This window comes from Flagellimonas marinaquae, from assembly GCF_023716465.1.
Taxonomy (GTDB): domain Bacteria; phylum Bacteroidota; class Bacteroidia; order Flavobacteriales; family Flavobacteriaceae; genus Flagellimonas; species Flagellimonas alginolytica.
Genome location: NZ_CP092415.1, coordinates 690113 through 707380, shown reverse-complemented (window position 1 = coordinate 707380; position 17268 = coordinate 690113). Strand labels below are relative to the sequence as shown.

Annotated in this window: 10 protein-coding genes; all 10 read left to right on the top strand. The window is 41.2% G+C overall.

The annotated features are described in order from the left end of the window. Nucleotides 1-312 precede the first annotated feature (312 nt). Nucleotides 313-3573 carry a VCBS repeat-containing protein gene (locus MJO53_RS03270; protein ID WP_252080471.1) on the top strand — a complete coding sequence of 1087 codons (3261 nt, stop codon included), beginning with the start codon at nucleotides 313-315 and terminating at the stop codon, nucleotides 3571-3573. Further along, a complete protein-coding gene (locus MJO53_RS03265) occupies nucleotides 3570-6905 on the top strand; it encodes a VCBS repeat-containing protein (RefSeq protein WP_252080470.1) in 3336 nt (1111 codons plus the stop codon). Before MJO53_RS03270 ends, MJO53_RS03265 begins: the two co-directional genes overlap by 4 nt. A 161-nt stretch (nucleotides 6906-7066) precedes the next feature. Next, nucleotides 7067-8005, top strand: coding sequence for a class II fructose-bisphosphate aldolase (locus MJO53_RS03260; protein WP_252080469.1), 939 nt, complete (start codon nucleotides 7067-7069; stop codon nucleotides 8003-8005). A gap of 6 nt (nucleotides 8006-8011) precedes the next feature. Continuing rightward, on the top strand, nucleotides 8012-8902 hold the full coding sequence (gene iolB, locus MJO53_RS03255; protein ID WP_252080468.1) for a 5-deoxy-glucuronate isomerase: 891 nt from the start codon (nucleotides 8012-8014) through the stop codon (nucleotides 8900-8902). Next, nucleotides 8902-9915: a 5-dehydro-2-deoxygluconokinase gene (iolC, locus tag MJO53_RS03250; RefSeq protein WP_252080467.1), complete on the top strand. Its 1014-nt coding sequence runs from the start codon at nucleotides 8902-8904 to the stop codon at nucleotides 9913-9915. Before iolB ends, iolC begins: the two co-directional genes overlap by 1 nt. Nucleotides 9916-9926: 11 nt before the next feature. Continuing rightward, the gene (iolD, locus tag MJO53_RS03245) at nucleotides 9927-11786 is read left to right on the top strand and encodes a 3D-(3,5/4)-trihydroxycyclohexane-1,2-dione acylhydrolase (decyclizing) (protein ID WP_252080466.1); all 1860 of its coding nucleotides are present in this window, start codon (nucleotides 9927-9929) and stop codon (nucleotides 11784-11786) included. A gap of 16 nt (nucleotides 11787-11802) precedes the next feature. Continuing rightward, complete coding sequence (locus MJO53_RS03240; RefSeq protein ID WP_252080465.1) at nucleotides 11803-13401, top strand: solute:sodium symporter family transporter; 1599 nt, start codon at nucleotides 11803-11805, stop codon at nucleotides 13399-13401. Between the two features lie 28 nt (nucleotides 13402-13429). After that, nucleotides 13430-14905 (top strand): CoA-acylating methylmalonate-semialdehyde dehydrogenase, encoded by a 1476-nt coding sequence (locus tag MJO53_RS03235; RefSeq protein WP_252080464.1) that lies wholly within the window; start codon nucleotides 13430-13432, stop codon nucleotides 14903-14905. A gap of 10 nt (nucleotides 14906-14915) precedes the next feature. Continuing rightward, nucleotides 14916-15821, top strand: coding sequence for a sugar phosphate isomerase/epimerase family protein (locus tag MJO53_RS03230; protein ID WP_252080463.1), 906 nt, complete (start codon nucleotides 14916-14918; stop codon nucleotides 15819-15821). Nucleotides 15822-15836: 15 nt separating this feature from the next. After that, entirely contained in the window at nucleotides 15837-16844 is a 1008-nt protein-coding gene (iolG, locus tag MJO53_RS03225) for an inositol 2-dehydrogenase (RefSeq protein WP_252080462.1), read from the top strand. Nucleotides 16845-17268 lie beyond the last annotated feature (424 nt).

The window sequence follows — 17268 nt, the reverse complement described above, 5'->3', positions numbered from 1 at the left end:
TGAAATTAAGTATTTGTACACTCATTCAAGATACTAAAAGTGCATGTTTAAACTTAAAATGATAGTGCAAACCTTTGCATTGAAAATCCTGACATTCACAAACATATATTTATCTTTATACTAATGCGGTTTGTCAATTTTTTATTGGTAACATAAAAATTATCACTGTTGGTTCTGAAATTTCTTATTCAATTACTTCATAGAAAAGATGGGGGTTATGTTCATATGGTAATAGCATACTTTTTTTTCTTGTTTTTATTTCAATCATGTAGTAGAGTTGATTCCACTAGTGGGGAACCTCTCTTTCAACTATTGGATAACAAGGCACTTGGTGTAGATTTCGAAAACAACCTTATACATGACAATGAATCCAACGTTTACCTGTATAAAGGGTTTTATAACGGAGCTGGTGTTGGGTTAGGTGACCTAAATGGAGATGGTTTGTTGGATATTTTTTTTAGTGGGAATCAGGTCAACAATAAGTTTTACCTCAATAGAGGAGATTTTAAGTTTGAGGAAGTGACTCATATTTCTGGTTTAATCAGCGCTGATGTATGGTCTACCGGAGTTAGCATAATTGATGTAAACGGAGATGGGAAATTGGATATATATGTTTGTAAAGCTGGAAAACCAGAAGGTGAAAATAGGCATAATGAACTTTTTATCAATAAAGGAAATAATAGGGAAGGAATACCATTGTTTGTAGAAAGTGCTGCCGAGTATGGTATTGATGATATAGGACTATCTGTCCATGCCGCATTTTTTGATATGGACAAGGATGGAGACTTGGATATGTATTTATTGAACAATTCCATTTACCCCAGTGAAATCATACTTGATTCGGGTAATGAGCTGCGAAGGAAGAGGGACAGAAGCGGCAGTAACAAACTATACAGAAACGACGGGACTGGATTTACGGATGTAAGTGAGCAAGCGGGAATTTATGGAAGTGTGATAGGGTACGGGCTAGGTGTGTCCATTGGTGATGTAAATAGGGATGCATGGCCCGATATATATATCGCCAATGATTTTTTTGAACGTGACTACTTATATATAAATAACGGAGACGGAACTTTTGATGAGCAGTTGGTCCAAGCCATTCCCGAAATTAGCCAGGGAGCAATGGGTGTTGATATTTCCGATATGAACCATGATGGTTTCCCTGATATCTATGTTACGGAAATGCTCCCTAAAGATGAAGGAAGATTAAAGACCAAAGTGGTTTTTGATAGCTGGGACACGTATAGATTGAAAGTGGGGAACGGGTATCACAGACAGTTTCCTAGAAATACCTTTCAAATAAACAACCTTTCCACCTCCGCGGCCATGGACCAGATTACATTTAGTGAAGTTTCAAGGGCGGCAGGTGTGGATGCCACCGATTGGAGTTGGGGCGTTTTACTGGCGGATTTTGATAATAGCGGGAACAAGGAAATATTTGTGACCAATGGCATCTACAAAGATTTGACGGACGGGGATTATGTTAATTTCTACTCCAATAGTGAACATATAAAAAAAACCTTTCGCGAAAAAGGGGACGTAATTACCGAACTTGTTGATTTAATGCCTTCGGTGCCCATTCCAAATGGTATGTATAGAAAACAGGATGGATATGGTTATCAGGACGTGGCCCAAGGTTGGGGGGTCGGTCAATCAGGGTTCTCCAACGGTTCTGCCTATGGAGACTTGGACAACGACGGAGATCTTGACCTAGTGGTAAGCAACATCAATATGCCCCCTTTTATCTATAGAAATAATAGTAATGATAAGCAAAATCATTTTTTGCAAATCGATTTAAGAATGGACGCTAGAAATCCCTTTGCTGTTGGGTCTCAGGTTACTTTATGGTCAGGGGGGAGGCAATTTTTCCAAGAGCTGTACCCTCAGAGGGGTTCGATGTCCACTGTAGATAACAGGTTACATTTTGGGCTTGGCAAAAATGTTAAAGTAGATTCATTGGAATTGTTATGGCCCGATGGGGAAAAACAAATGATGAGCAATATTAAGGTTGACACCACAATCTCCTTTTTGAAAACAGATGCGTATAAAGTAAATTCAATACAGCCGGTGCCCCGAGAAACATTCGACACCAATTTGATTGATGTTACACCCCAAATGAAGCTCGCCCATACCCACAGGGAAAATAATTATTCTGACTTCAACAATGACAACTTGATCTACCAAATGATATCCAACGAAGGCCCCAAACTTGCAATTGGAGATGTCAATAAAGATGGAAATCAGGATTTTTATGTCGGTGGGGCCAAAGGATTTGAAGGAAAATTATTCTTAGGTACCACTGAAGGTGATTTTAAAGAGCTTCAAACTGATGTGTTCATTGCCGACAAACAATCCGAAGACACGGATGCAACTTTTCTGGATTTTGACAATGATGGTGACCTAGATCTTATTGTAGCAAGTGGAGGTTATGAATTTTCAAGTGCATCTTTTGCCTTGGCGGACAGGGCTTATCTCAATGATGGTAAGGGGAACTTTAAAAAATCATCGGCACTGCCAAAAATATTGGGTAGTACTTCTTGTTTAGCGGTAGGTGATTACGATAATGATGGGGATGCGGATATTTTTGTCGGTGGAAGGGTGGTGCCCTCTACCTACGGTCTACCTGCTGATAGTTATATACTGGAAAATGATGGCAAGGGTAATTTTGAACAGGTAGCTACCGACCGGACAACCGGACTGCACCAACTGGGGATGGTCACCGATGCCCTTTGGTCGGATTATGACAGGGATGGTGACTTGGATCTGTTCCTCTGTGGCGAGTGGATGCCCGTTACATGTTTTGAGAACGACGGGGGAAGCCTAAAGAACGTGACCCAAGAGCTGGGTTTGGAAACCGCGCATGGGTTTTGGAACACCCTTGAGACGGAAGACTTGGACCAGGATGGGTATCCGGACCTAGTGGTGGGAAACCTGGGCCTGAACTCGCAGTTCAGGGCATCACCCAAAGAACCGGTCTCCCTGCGGATAAATGATTTTGATGCCAATGGGAAAATAGATCATATTGTATCAGTCTTTAAAAACAATGAAGAGTATCCTATAGCAACCAAACCGGAACTCACAGCACAGATGCCATATTTGCTAAAAAGATATTTGAAATACAATAGCTACAAGGAGAAAACGGTTGCAGATATTTTTACCGAAGAACAACTTACTAAGGCTTTAAGATTAAAAGTCAATACTACAGCTTCAAAAGTGTTGTTTAACCAAAAAGGGAATGGTTTTGATATGATTGACCTTCCTGTGGAAGCCCAATTATCTCCTATATACAGTATCTTTTTTCACGATATAGACAATGATGGAAAGAAGGAAATAATTACGGGAGGAAATCAATTTAGGGTCAAACCCCAGTTTGGCATTTACGCTAGCTCGTATGGAAATGTAATTGAAGTTAATAATGATAGGTCCATGTCAATAAGTCCAACATCACAAACGGGTTTCTTTGTTAAGGGGGAAATAAGGGATATGGAGGCCATTGATATATCGGGCAAAAAGTATTTGATCATTGCACGTAACAACAATACGTTGAAATTTTTCAAACAAACAGAAAAATGAAGACAACAGAACTTTTTCTTTTTATAATGTTGACATTACTGGTGAATAGCTGTAAAAACACCGATGGTAATGTCAATCAAACGCTGTTTGAATTAATGGAAAGCAATCATACCAAGATTGATTTTCAAAATACAATAACATACACCAAAGAGTTCAATATATATAAATATAGGAATTACTATAACGGTGGCGGGGTTGGTCTGGGTGATATAAATAATGACGGCCTCCTCGATATTTATTTTACGGGAAACCTAGTTTCCAATAAACTTTATTTGAACAAAGGGAATTTCGAGTTTGAGGATATAACCGAGGCGGCCCAAGTTGGTGGTGAAAAAGCATGGTCCACAGGGGTTTCCATGGTGGATATAAATGCCGATGGTTGGTTGGACATATATGTGTGCAATTCGGGAGATGTACAAGGGGACAACAAACAAAACGAGTTCTTCATAAACAACCAAGACGGAACATTTTCGGAACGGGCGGAAGAACTGGGGTTGGCGGACAAAGGATACTCCACCCATGCCGCATTTTTTGATTATGACCAAGACGGGGACTTGGACCTTTATCTACTGAACAATTCGTACCGGTCAATAGCCAGCTTTAACCTCCAAGTAAATGAAAGGCCGATCAGGGACGTCCTGGGCGGGGACAAACTCTATAGGAACAATGATGGTCTTTTTGAGGACGTGAGTGAGTCGGCAGGAATTTATGGGAGTGAGATCGGGTTTGGTCTAGGGGTTTCGGTGAGTGACCTGAACAGGGATGGCTGGCCCGATCTGTATATATCCAATGATTTTTTTGAACGGGACTACATCTATATGAACAATGGGGACGGGACGTTCAGGGAGGAACTGGAAAAACAAATGCGTAGTATAAGTGCCGCCTCCATGGGGTTGGACATATCGGACATGACCGGCGACGGCTACCCCGAGGTCTTTGTCTCGGAAATGCTCCCGGAAGGTGATGCCCGATTTAAAACCACCATGACCTTTGAGGATTGGGACAAGTACCAGCACAACTTAAAAAACGGTTATTATCATCAGTTTACGCGCAATATGCTGCATCGCAACAATGGTGTTGATTCCAACCAAAGGACCACATTTAGCGAGGTCGGCAGGTACTCTGGTGTTGAAGCTACCGATTGGAGCTGGAGTTCCTTGATTCAGGACTATGATAATGATGGCAATAAGGATCTTTATATAACCAATGGTCTTGCCCAGGATATACTAAACCAAGATTACATCAACTATGTTGCGAACGAAGAAGTTGCCAGGATGATAGTCAAGGAGGATGGTGTTGACTATAAGCAGTTGATCGATATGATCCCGATCAACCGTATTCCCAATTACGCCTATGCTGGGAGTAAGGGTCTGGATTTTATAAACAAGACCGGGGAATGGGGCCTTGATAAACCCAGCCATTCCAATGGTGCGGCATACGGTGATCTTGATAATGATGGTGATTTGGACTTGGTCGTCAACAATGTTAGCATGTCACCGTTTATCTACAAAAACCGTACGGATAGGTTGGAAAGCGGCAATAGCTATTTAAAACTGGTCTTAAGGAGTGATTCAAAGAATAGGCTCGCCGTTGGGGCAAAGGCGACATTGAAGGCCAAGAACCAAATGTTTTACCTTGAACAGTTCCTCAACAGAGGTTTTCAGTCCTCTGTGGACCCCAACCTTAATTTCGGACTTGGAAGTTTGTCCGTGATAGATACTGTCTCAATCGAGTGGCCAAATGGTGGGATAACAAAATTGACCAATGTAAAAACCAATCAAACCTTGATTGTTGAAGAACCCATGGCCACATCCAAGAAAATAGATTCACGGAAATTGAATGGGAGCAAGCCAATATTCAGTAATGTCACTGGTCGGATGGACATTGATTTTTCCCATAAAGAGAATAACTACTCGGATTTCGATAGAGATCGATTGGTATACCATATGCGATCTACGGAAGGGCCAAAAATGGCGGTTGCGGATGTGGATGGCAATGGTTTAATGGATTTTTATATCTGTGGAGCGAAGGACTCACCTGGTCAACTCTTCCTACAAGATGTTACTGGAGAGTTCAGTCCCACAAGTCGGTCGGTCTTTGAAATGGACGCCGAGAGTGAGGATACAGACTGTGTTTTTTTCGATGCTGATGGGGATGGGGACAAAGACCTATATGTTACCAGTGGAGGAAGCGAGTTTTCGGCAAATTCATTGGCTTTGTTGGATCGGTTTTATGTAAACAACGGCAAGGGTGTTTTTAGCAAGTCCAGCCAATACCTACCAAATGGAAAGCCGGAAAGTACGTCCGTGGTCACGGTGAATGACTATGATAATGATGGCGATCAAGATCTGTTTGTTGGCGTTAGATTGCGTCCGGGAGAATTGGGAGTGCCCCAGAACGGGTATATCCTTGAAAACGATGGCGACGGCAATTTCTCGAATGTGACCATGGACAAATGTCCCGAATTATCCGGCCTTGGAATGATCACCGACGCATGTTGGGCCGATTATGACAGGGATGGCGACGCTGACCTGATGGTGGTCGGTGAATGGATGCCGGTAAAATTGTTCGAGAATGACAAAGGGACTTTCAAGGATGTCTCTGAAAGCATTGGACTTGAAAACACCTCTGGTTGGTGGAACACCGTACATGCTGAAGACATGGACGGGGATGGTTTTACCGACTTCGTCCTTGGCAACCATGGTCTGAATTCAAGGTTCAAAGCATCAGTTGAGGAACCTATTACATGTTATGTCAATGATTTTGACAACAATGGGGCCATAGAGCAGATTATTTGTACCTATAACGATGGGGTCTCGTACCCTACGGTATTGCGCCATGATTTGGTGATGCAGTTGCCCAACCTTAAGAAAAAGTATCTTAAGTATGAGTCCTATAAGGAACAGCGGATAGAGGATATTTTTACCGCAGAGGAACTTGGGAGGTCCATTGTACATAGTGCAGTGATCTTGGAAAGTGTTATACTGTGGAACAACAAAAATGACGGGTTTGTATTGGAACCATTGCCCATAGAGGCCCAACTCTCCCCGGTATATGCAGTAACTGTTGATGATTTCGACCATGATGGAAAAAAGGACTTGATACTGGGAGGCAATTTACATGGTGTCAAACCGGAGGTAGGGAGATATGATGCAAGTTATGGAGTAGTCCTAAAAGGGTCAGGTAATCGTAATTTTGAGAAAATACCCTATCAAGCGAGCGGCCTATTTCTGGAAGGTCAAATCCGGGATTTCAATACGTTTCGGGTGCGGGGCGAACCCATTATTGCGGTTGCCCGGAACAACGATTCGATCCAATTTTTTACTTATTGAATTATTTGTGGGTTTCCATAATCGACAATCGACTTGTCGAAGAATTTTAACCACTTTCTTCTGCAAACCTTTGCATTGACTTTGGCCGAATTCGACCTTTTATTAGCGCTATTGTCCTTATCTTGACCTGAGTAAAAAGTAACGACAAACCCTAAAAAAAAATGTTGGTTTCACCCAAGCTCATGTTTGAAAATTGTTACGGCAAGTATGGAATTGCCGCGGTAAATGTATTTACCATGGAACAGGTGCTTGCTTTGTTTCGTGCTGGTGAAAAGGCTTCGGCACCCTTTATAGTACAACTGACCCCCAAAGCTAGAAATTATGCATCTCCCGGGATGGTCTTGGCCATGGTGAACGCTGCTGCTGATTTATATAAAGATGCGGTTTTTGCCATACACCTAGATCACGGTGATGAGTCGCATATAAAGGACGCCCTGGACTCCGGTGGCTATCAGTCTGTTATGATTGATGCGTCTCATGATGATTTTGCAAACAACGTTAAAAGAACTAAAAGGATTGTCCAGAATGCACACGAGTTGAATGTTTGTGTAGAGGCAGAGCTTGGCGTGCTCGGAGGGGTAGAGGACGATATTTCAATCGAAGAAAAATATGCTAAGTATACGAACCCGGACGAGGTGGAAAGGTTCGTCAGTGAGACACAATGCGATAGTTTGGCCGTAGCGGTCGGAACCAGTCACGGGGCATATAAGTTTTCCGGAAATCAGGGCCTGCAATTTGACATTTTAAGCGAAATCCAAGACCGTTTGCCTGGATTTCCAATCGTACTACATGGTGGGTCAGCGGTAAACCTGCAAGAAATAAAACGTATTAACAACAGTGGAGGAATCCTAGGAGAGGACGCTTCCGGTGTTGATCCGGATGAGGTGGTCAAATCCATCGGTTATGGGGTTGTTAAAATAAATATAGCAACAGACACTAGACTTCTATGGACACGGGTGCATCGGGAGTTTTTTAGGGATTCCCCGGATTTATTCGACCCCGTCATACCGGGCAGTGAATATATGGATGCCTATGAGGAATTCATGGTTAATAAGTTTAAGATGTTTAAGGCAAATGGAAAGGCAAAAAACTTTAATTGAAATAGGATGACAGGAGAATCTCAACTATTGGTAAAACCTAAAACCGACGCTGAAATATATCATCGGATTACCCCTGAATCGGCTAATTGGAAATATTTGGGTTTTGAAGCCAGGCTAATGAAAAAGGATGATGAATGGGTTCACGATACCCTTGATACCGAAATGGTAATTGTATTGCTCGGTGGAAATTTTGAAGTTGAGAGCAATAAGGGGCATTGGAAGACTTTGAACGGGCGTAAAAATGTATTTAAAGGTGTGGCACATACCCTATATTTGCCCAGGCACACTAAATTCAGTTTGAAAGCGGTTAGTGAAACTTTGGATATTGCCTATGGCTGGTGCAACGCAGAGCAGGATTACCCGCCAAAATTTGTTACCCCGGAAAACACACCGATTGTGATTTTTGGAGGGGACAATGCCACTCGACAGTTCAATGATCTAGTTCCACCGGGATTTGGTTGTGACAGAATAGTTGTCCGCGAGGTGTACACCCCATCTGGAAATTGGAGCTCTTTCCCCGCGCACAAACACGATGAACGGATTGTTGGTGATGACGGGACGGTTTTGGAACCCATACAAGAGGAAACATATTTTTATAAATTTCAAAAACCCGAGGCCTATGCCATACAACAGGTATATACAAAGGATAGGTCTTTGGATGAAATTGTTCGACCAAGGCATAATGAAGTTGTATTGATTCCAAAAGGGTTCCATCCGGTTGTGGCGGAACACGGATTCCATTGTTACTATCTCAACTTTTTGGCAGGGACCGATCAGTGTCTGGCAAATACAACGGACCCTGATCACGAATGGATATATGGCTCATGGTCGAATAAAGACCAACGATTGCCCTTGGTAACTGCAGAAATGAATTTTAATCAAGAAAATACCGATTGATGAAAACCGAAAAAAGAGATGTGATTACATTCGGACGATCTTCTATAGACCTATATTCACAAAATGTTGGTTCGTCATTTGTCGATATCAAAGGTTTCGATGCTTTTGTTGGGGGATCTCCTTTGAACATAGCAGTGGGCTGTTCTCGTTTGGGTACAAGTACCAGTTTGCTAACTGCGGTGGGCAATGACAAGGTCGGTGAGTTTATTGTCAATTTTTTGCAAAAAGAAGGAGTTGGCACAAAGTGCATCCCAATAAAGGAAGGTTCAAGGAGCAGTGCTGTGGTACTGGGTATTGAACCACCAGATAGGTTCCCCTTGGTTTTTTACAGGGAGAATGCCGCGGACAGCCAAATCGATATAGACGATGTTGATAATGCTAACATTCAAAATTATCGCATATTAATGTTAAGCGGAACGGCTTTGAATGTTGAACCCACGCGAAGCGCAGGATTCCATGCTTCGGAAATTGCTGTCAAAAATAATGTGGATGTAATCCTTGACCTTGACTTTAGGGCCGACCAATGGCATGATTATCGGGCATATGGACTTACGATTCGCGCCATCCTGCCAAGGGTAAAAATTGCAATTGGTACCGAAGAAGAAATAATTGCGGCAACTATCCATAATGTTGATCAAGTATCTATAAAGGACCAACAAATTTCATCACCGGAGATAACAGGTGATATAGACAAATCCATAGAACAAATCTTAGCATTAGGAATAGAGACCTTGATTGTAAAAAGAGGAAAAGATGGAGCTACCATTTGTGAGAGGAACAAGTCCAGACAGGATGTGCCGGGGTTTCCCGTTGAAGTACTCAATGTTCTTGGGGCCGGGGACGCTTTTGCCAGTGGTTTTGTTTATGGTCTACTACAAAATTGGAATTTGTACAAGGCCTGCCGTATGGGAAATGCGAGCGGAGCGCAGGTCGTAACTCAAAAAGGATGCGCAAATTTTATGCCGACCTTGGAAGAGTCCATGGCATTTATAGATAAAAATGGCGGTTTTTAATCTTTATTTAAATGAAAACAAAGAGACTAACAGTAGCGCAGGCCACTATAGAATACCTTAAAAACCAACACGTTGAACGTGATGGGGAGACCAATGAATTCTTTGCAGGATGTTTTGGTATCCTTGGGCATGGTAATGTTGCCGGAATAGGACAGGCATTGCATCAAACACCCGATTTTCCTTTTTACGTTGCCCGGAACGAACAGGCAATGGTACATGCGGCCGCGGCCTATGCGAAGGTTAAAAATCGCCTGCAGACCATGGTGTGCACCTCTTCCATCGGTCCCGGTGCAACAAATATGGTCACGGGGGCCGCTGGAGCTACCATCAACAGAATTCCTGTATTACTGATTCCCGGCGATATATTTTCTACCAGACATGTTGCCCCTGTGCTACAACAGCTGGAATCTTCAACAACACAAGATATTTCAGTGAACGATTGTTTTAAGCCCGTTTCCGCATATTGGGATCGGATCAATCGTCCAGAGCAATTGATAACCGCTTTGCCAGAGGTTATGAGGGTATTGACATCACAGTCTCAAACGGGAGCTGTAACCTTGAGTATTCCTCAGGATGTCCAAGCCGAAGCTTTTGATTTCCCTTGTCAGATGTTCCAAAAAAAAGTTTGGCATATTGGTCGGCCCAGGGCCGATATATTGCTGTTGGAGAGGGCGATACAATTGATTAAAGCATGCAAAAGACCCCTTATTGTTGCAGGGGGAGGTACCATTTACAGTGGGGCGACGGAAATACTTAAAAAAATAGTCAACAGAACAGGGATGCCTGTGGTTGAGACCTATGCGGGTAAGGGGGCTTTAAATTACAACGAGCCCCAAAACCTTGGTGCTGCCGGAGTTACTGGTACCCCGGGTGCAATAGCGATAGCGAAGGATTCCGATTTGGTAATTGGAATCGGAACACGATACAGTGATTTTACAACTATTTCCAAATCTGCGTTCCAGAACCGCAATGTCAAGTTTATAAATATCAACATTGCCGAGTTCGATTCGTTCAAACATGGTGCTCTGCCCTTAATCGGCGACGCTAAAGCAATCTTGGAAGAGTTGGATAGCTTATTACTGGACTATAAGGTAAATGAAGATTACCAACAACTGATCGAGGAATTCAATTCAAGTTGGGATACCTATGTTTCTGATATCTATACGGAGCAAAATAAGACACCTGCCTTTCAAGGAGAAGTAATCGGTGCGGTCAATTCATTTTCAGACGCAGAGGATATTATGATTTGTGCGGCCGGAAGTCTACCTGGAGATCTTCATAAATTGTGGCGTACCAGAAATAGTAAAGGATTTCATTTGGAATATGGATATTCTTGCATGGGTTATGAAATTGCGGGGGGGCTAGGGGCAAAAATGGCAAAGCCCGAAAGTGAAGTATACGTATTAGTAGGAGATGGCAGTTATCTCATGATGTCCCAAGAGATTGTAACCTCCATACAAGAAAAGCAAAAGTTAACGATTGTATTGCTCAATAATGATGGTTATTCCAGTATTGGGAGTTTATCAGAATCACTGGGAGATGAGGGTTTTGGTACATATTATCGGTACAGAAACGAAGAAACGGGTCAACTCGATGGTGGGATGCTACCTATTGACTATGTGAAAAATGCAGAAAGCATGGGAGCTCATGTCATAAGAACCGAAAATATCCAAGAGTTCAAGGCAGCTTTGAAAGTAGCAAAGCTCGTTGATCGTACAACTTTGATTTATATAGAAGTAGATCGAAAAAAGAGTGTTCCAGGTTTTGCATGGTGGGATGTGGCAGTAGCTCAAGTGTCAGAAAAGAAAGCTGTTGAGGAATCCTTTAGGTTGTATAAAGAAAATAAAAAGAAACAAAATTACTATATGTAATCCCAGACCCACTACAATGAATACCGATTTGATTTTTACTTTGGTCTCTTTTATCCTTTTTACAGGAGCAGTTGCCCTGTTTACATGGTATAGCCTTAGGAAGACCAATCTAAAATCTTCAGACGGTTATTTTTTGGGAGGTAGGAGTTTAACAGGTTCGGTTGTTGCCGGTTCAATGTTGTTGACAAATATTTCTACAGAGCATTTGATCGGCATGAACGGGAATTCGTATGTAAACGGATTTATTGTCATTGCTTGGGAAGTTACTTCCTCGATTGCTTTGGTAATTGCAGCTATATACTTTATCCCCAAATACCTAAAAATGGGCTTGACAACTATTCCGCAATTTTTGGAAAATCGTTTTGATGCACTAACACGCACAATGGTGGCCATTATCTTGATTTTTTCATTCGTTGTTACCCTTTTACCCATAGTGTTGTATTCTGGGGCCGTAGGTATTGAAAGTTTATTCGGTATTTCCAACGTATTGGGAGTGGAAAGAGCTCAAGGACTTTGGATCACAATCGTATGTATTGGAACCATTGGTGCAGTTTATGCTGTTTTTGGAGGACTTAAAGCAGTCGTTTATTCGGATACCATAAATGGTATCGGACTATTGATAGGCGGCTTACTCATACCGATTCTAGCCCTTATGGAAATTGGGGACAACAATATATTGGATGGCTTGTCCAAGGTATATGACAACGCCCCTGAAAAATTTAATGTAATAGGAGCTCCCGACTCCGTATTGCCATTTGAAGTGCTTTTTACAGGTCTAATTATTAACCAGCTTTATTTCTGGGGTATGAATCAAACTATTATCCAAAGAGCATTGGGGGCAAAGAACCTAAAAGAAGCTCAAAAAGGTCTACTGTTGACAGGACTTTTCAAGATATTGGTACCATTGATTATAGTTTTACCGGGGGTTATATGTTACTACTATTTCCAAGATGATTTTTATGATGTGCAAGATGCGGTTTACCCACAATTGGTAAAAAAAGTACTTCCGTTCTGGATGCTGGGTTTTTTCGCTGCAGTGATTATGGGAGCAGTGTTAAGCACTTTTAATTCCGTATTGAACTCAGTAGCAACACTAATTAGTGTTGATATAGTTAAAAAACATTTAAACCAAGAAATTACGGATTCAAAATTGGTTAGAATTGGTAAGTGGACTTCGGCGGTATTGGCTTTAGTGGCCATTTATACAGCTCCCATGGTGGCAAATGCATCGGAGGGATTGTATCAGTTGTTACAGGAGTTGAACGGAATCTTCTTTATTCCTATTGCTTCAATTTTGTTGGCAGGACTTTTTACAAAAAAAATCTCAGCAATTGCGGCAAAAGCAACCCTGATCTTTGGACTTGTTTTTTACGTTTTTATGACTTGGGGATATACGGAGCATGGTATTCACTTTGTACACCTATGGGGTATAGAGTTTGTACTAAACATTTCCTTGATGTATATAGTCTCCTTTTATTATCCAAGAAAGAACACATACGCGATAGAAAATATTGGAGTCGTGAATTTGGCAACATGGAAATATACCAAGCCTATGTCCATAGCTTTATGCACAGCCACAGTTATGATTTATGTATTGTTGGGGTACATAGTATAGAATAAATAAAACTTAAATAGTAAGGAATATGGACATTTTAAAAAATTATATAAATGGTAATTGGCAGGATAGTTTGTGTAAACAAACAATTGATGTCGTGAATCCTGCAAATCAGGTCGTTTTGGCAAAGGTACCCTTTGGAGCAGATACTAAAACCGATGTTGAAGAATGCGTTTTGTATGCAAATAAAGCCTTCCACGAATGGAGTCAGGTTCCTGTAATCAAAAGAGTTCAAGTACTATATAAGCTTAAAACACTTCTCGAGGAAAATAAAGATGTTTTAGCAGAGATCATTACTAATGAGTCGGGTAAGACCAAAGCAGAGTCCTTAGGGGAAATCCAAAGGGCCATTGAAAATGTTGAGGTTGCTTGTGGCACCCCAATGCTCATGACCGGAGATGTTATAGAGGATATTGCGACAGGGATTGATGAAATGATGATTAGACAGCCATTGGGGGTTACCGCTTGTATTACTCCCTTCAACTTTCCTAGTATGATCGTATTTTGGTTTTTGCCCTATGCAATTGCAACCGGAAATGCCTTCATAGTAAAACCATCGGAGAAAGTACCGTTGACCATGGTCAAGATATTTGAATTTATCGATAAGCTTGATCTCCCAAAAGGGTTGGTCAGTCTAGTCCATGGAGGGAAGGAGTCGGTTGATGCAATATTGGAACATCCCAACATAAAGGCAATTAGTTTTGTCGGCAGTACCCCCGTGGCAAGATATATTTACTCCAAGGGAACAGCGAACGGCAAAAGAGTTCAAGCCCAAGGTGGGGCGAAAAACCCAGTAGTAGTTTTACCTGATGCAGACATAGAGATGTCAACAAAAATCATTGCAGATTCTGTATATGGTTGTGCCGGACAACGCTGTCTTGCTGCATCCACCATCATTACCGTAGGTGATTCTAAAAAAGAGATCAAAGATGCAATTTATGAGCACGTAAAAACCAGGACTACCGGATACGGTGGAAATGAAGATGTTAGTATGGGGCCCGTGATTACTCCCGAAAGTAAAAATAGGATAGAGGGCCTGATTCAGAAAGGGATCGATGAGGGTGCAGAGATTTTACTTGACGGAAGGAATGCTACTATTCCGGGATATGAAAACGGAAACTTTATAAAACCTACCATTTTGGAGAATGTGGCCCTTGATAAGGAATTGATCCGTACGGAAATCTTTGGTCCCGTTATGAGCTTAATAGCTATGAGCAGTATTGAAGAAGCTGTTGAATTCGTTAATAAAGGAAACTATGGTAATATGGCTTGTCTCTTCACTAGTAGTGGTGCTAGTGCAAGAAAATTCAGAAGCGAGGCCAATGCAGGAAATATTGGGATCAACATCGGGGTAGCAGCCCCCATGGCCCAGTTTCCGTTCAGTGGTTGGAAAGATAGTTTTTTTGGGGACCTACATGGACAGGGAAAACATGCCATTGAATTTTTTACACAGACCAAAGTAATAATAGAAAGATGGCCCAACATATGGTCGCGTAAATTTTAAAAAAGAAATAATGATTAAGATCGCAAACGCACCATGCTCATGGGGGGCATTGGAATTTGATTTAGAAGAGAAATCCGAAGAGATTGGCTTTGAACAGGTTTTGGACGAAATTAAGCAAACTGGGTATATAGGTACCGAGTTGGGTGATTGGGGATATATGCCAACAGATCCATCAATCTTAAGAAAAGAACTCCAAAGTAGAGGGTTGGAGCTATTGGGAGCCTTTGTGCCTATCGCATTTGCTGATCAATCTAAGCATGAAGAAGGAGTCAATTCGGCTCTTAAAGTTGCAGAGCTAATGAGCGAAGCAGGCTATAAGAATGCATTTATAATATTGGCCGATGATAACGGGTCTGTCCAACAACGAACTAATAATGCGGGAAGAATAACTACTAAAATGGGCCTATCAGAATCTCAATGGCAAGTTTATGCACAGGGCACTGAAAGGGTTGCAAAAGTAGTCAAGAAAAAATATGGGCTTCGAACGGTTTTTCACCATCATTGTGCCGGTTATATAGAAACCCCCCATGAAGTAGAAAAACTTATGTCCTTGACAGATCCTGATTTATTGGGGCTCTGTTTTGATATGGGGCACTATGCTTTTGGCGGAGGAAATCCGATTGATGGATTGCAAAAGCATATGCAACGAATATGGCATGTTCACTTTAAAGATTTTGACCCAGTTGTGGCCGAAGATTCCAAGTCTGTACATGGGGATTATTTTGATGCCATAAAAAAAGGAGTCTTTTGTGAGCTTGGTAAAGGTGTTGTTGACTTTAAGAATGTAATCAAATTGTTAAAAGATAATAATTACGACGAATGGATAGTTGTGGAGCAAGACATATTGCCTGGAATGGGAAACCCTAAGGAATGTGCCCTAGCCAATCGTAACTTCATTAAATCGTTGGGACTTTAATTAATCTACCAATACATGAAAAAGATAAAAATAGCCATTGCCGGGTTGGGAAGAATAGGCAAAATTCATCTAAATAACCTTCTATTGATACCTTATGTTGAAGTGGTTGCCGCTACTGACCCCAATAAAGATTCCTTGAAGTATGCCAAGGAAAAGGGGGTGATATCCACCTTTGACATATTTGAAGATATGCTATCTAGTAGTTCAATTGATGCTATATTGATATGTTCCCCAACAGATACCCATGCTAAGTATGTTGAAATGTCCGCAAAGAAAGGAATCCACATTTTTTGCGAGAAACCTCTTGACCTTTCACTTTCTAAAGTATCTGAGGTAATGGATGTAATAGATCGAACCGAGGTTAAACTAATGTTAGGTTTCAATAGAAGATTTGATAAGGAATTTCGTAAGGTAAGGGAACTTGTAAAAAATGAAGCAGTGGGTAAGCCACATTTGGTTAAAATTACCAGTAGAGATCCTGAAGCTCCGCCCCTAAGTTATATTAAGAAGTCTGGTGGACTATTCTTGGACATGACCATTCATGATTTTGATATGGCAAGATTCATTGTAGGGAAAGAAATAGCCGAAGTGTATGCCAAAGGTGCAGTTCTTATCGATCAAAATATAGGAGCTGCCGGAGATATTGATACAGCAATAATTACGTTAACCTATACTGATGGCACTCTTGCCATAATTGACAATAGTAGGGAAGCGGCCTATGGATATGATCAACGAGTTGAAGTCTTTGGGTCTAAGGGCATGGTACAATCCAACAATAATTTTCATGATTCACATAAACTCTACAATAAACAAGGAATTCATGCAGCACTTCCGTTACACTTTTTTTTAGATCGCTATCAAGATGCCTACAAGGCAGAAATATTGGAATTCATTAATGCTCTTTTAGATGATAAAGCAATGCCGGTTACAGGAGCGGATGGAATGCAATCCTTAAAAATTGGACTTGCTGCATATAAATCATTACAAGAGGGTAGACCGGTAAAAATTTCAGAAATAGGCTAATCTTTACAACAGGTACAGATAAATTTTAACGGGATATAATAAGCGATTAAATGAACAATTAACTCAATGGATTCCATTTAAGGGGAACGGGGAGGACCTGTATTTTTTGGATAGGGGTAGAGGCACCAGAACCTATTCTTGGAAACCCTTTATTTAATATGATTTTGAGCCTTTCAAAATTTTATGCTCACCGAATAGGTTACTTTATAATTAAACGTCTGACTATCAATTAAATATGGTGTAAGATGATCGAATTCATATGGTCTAAATGTTGGTTCTTTTAAATGCTGTCTATTTAAACAGTATAAATAATCTGTTCAATACTAAGCTTTGGCTGGAAGTACGATTATACAGTGTTTCCCCTCTAGTCAATTTTTTCAAATAAGGATTTGGAAAGATGAGTATCTCGAAAAATTACTGTTTT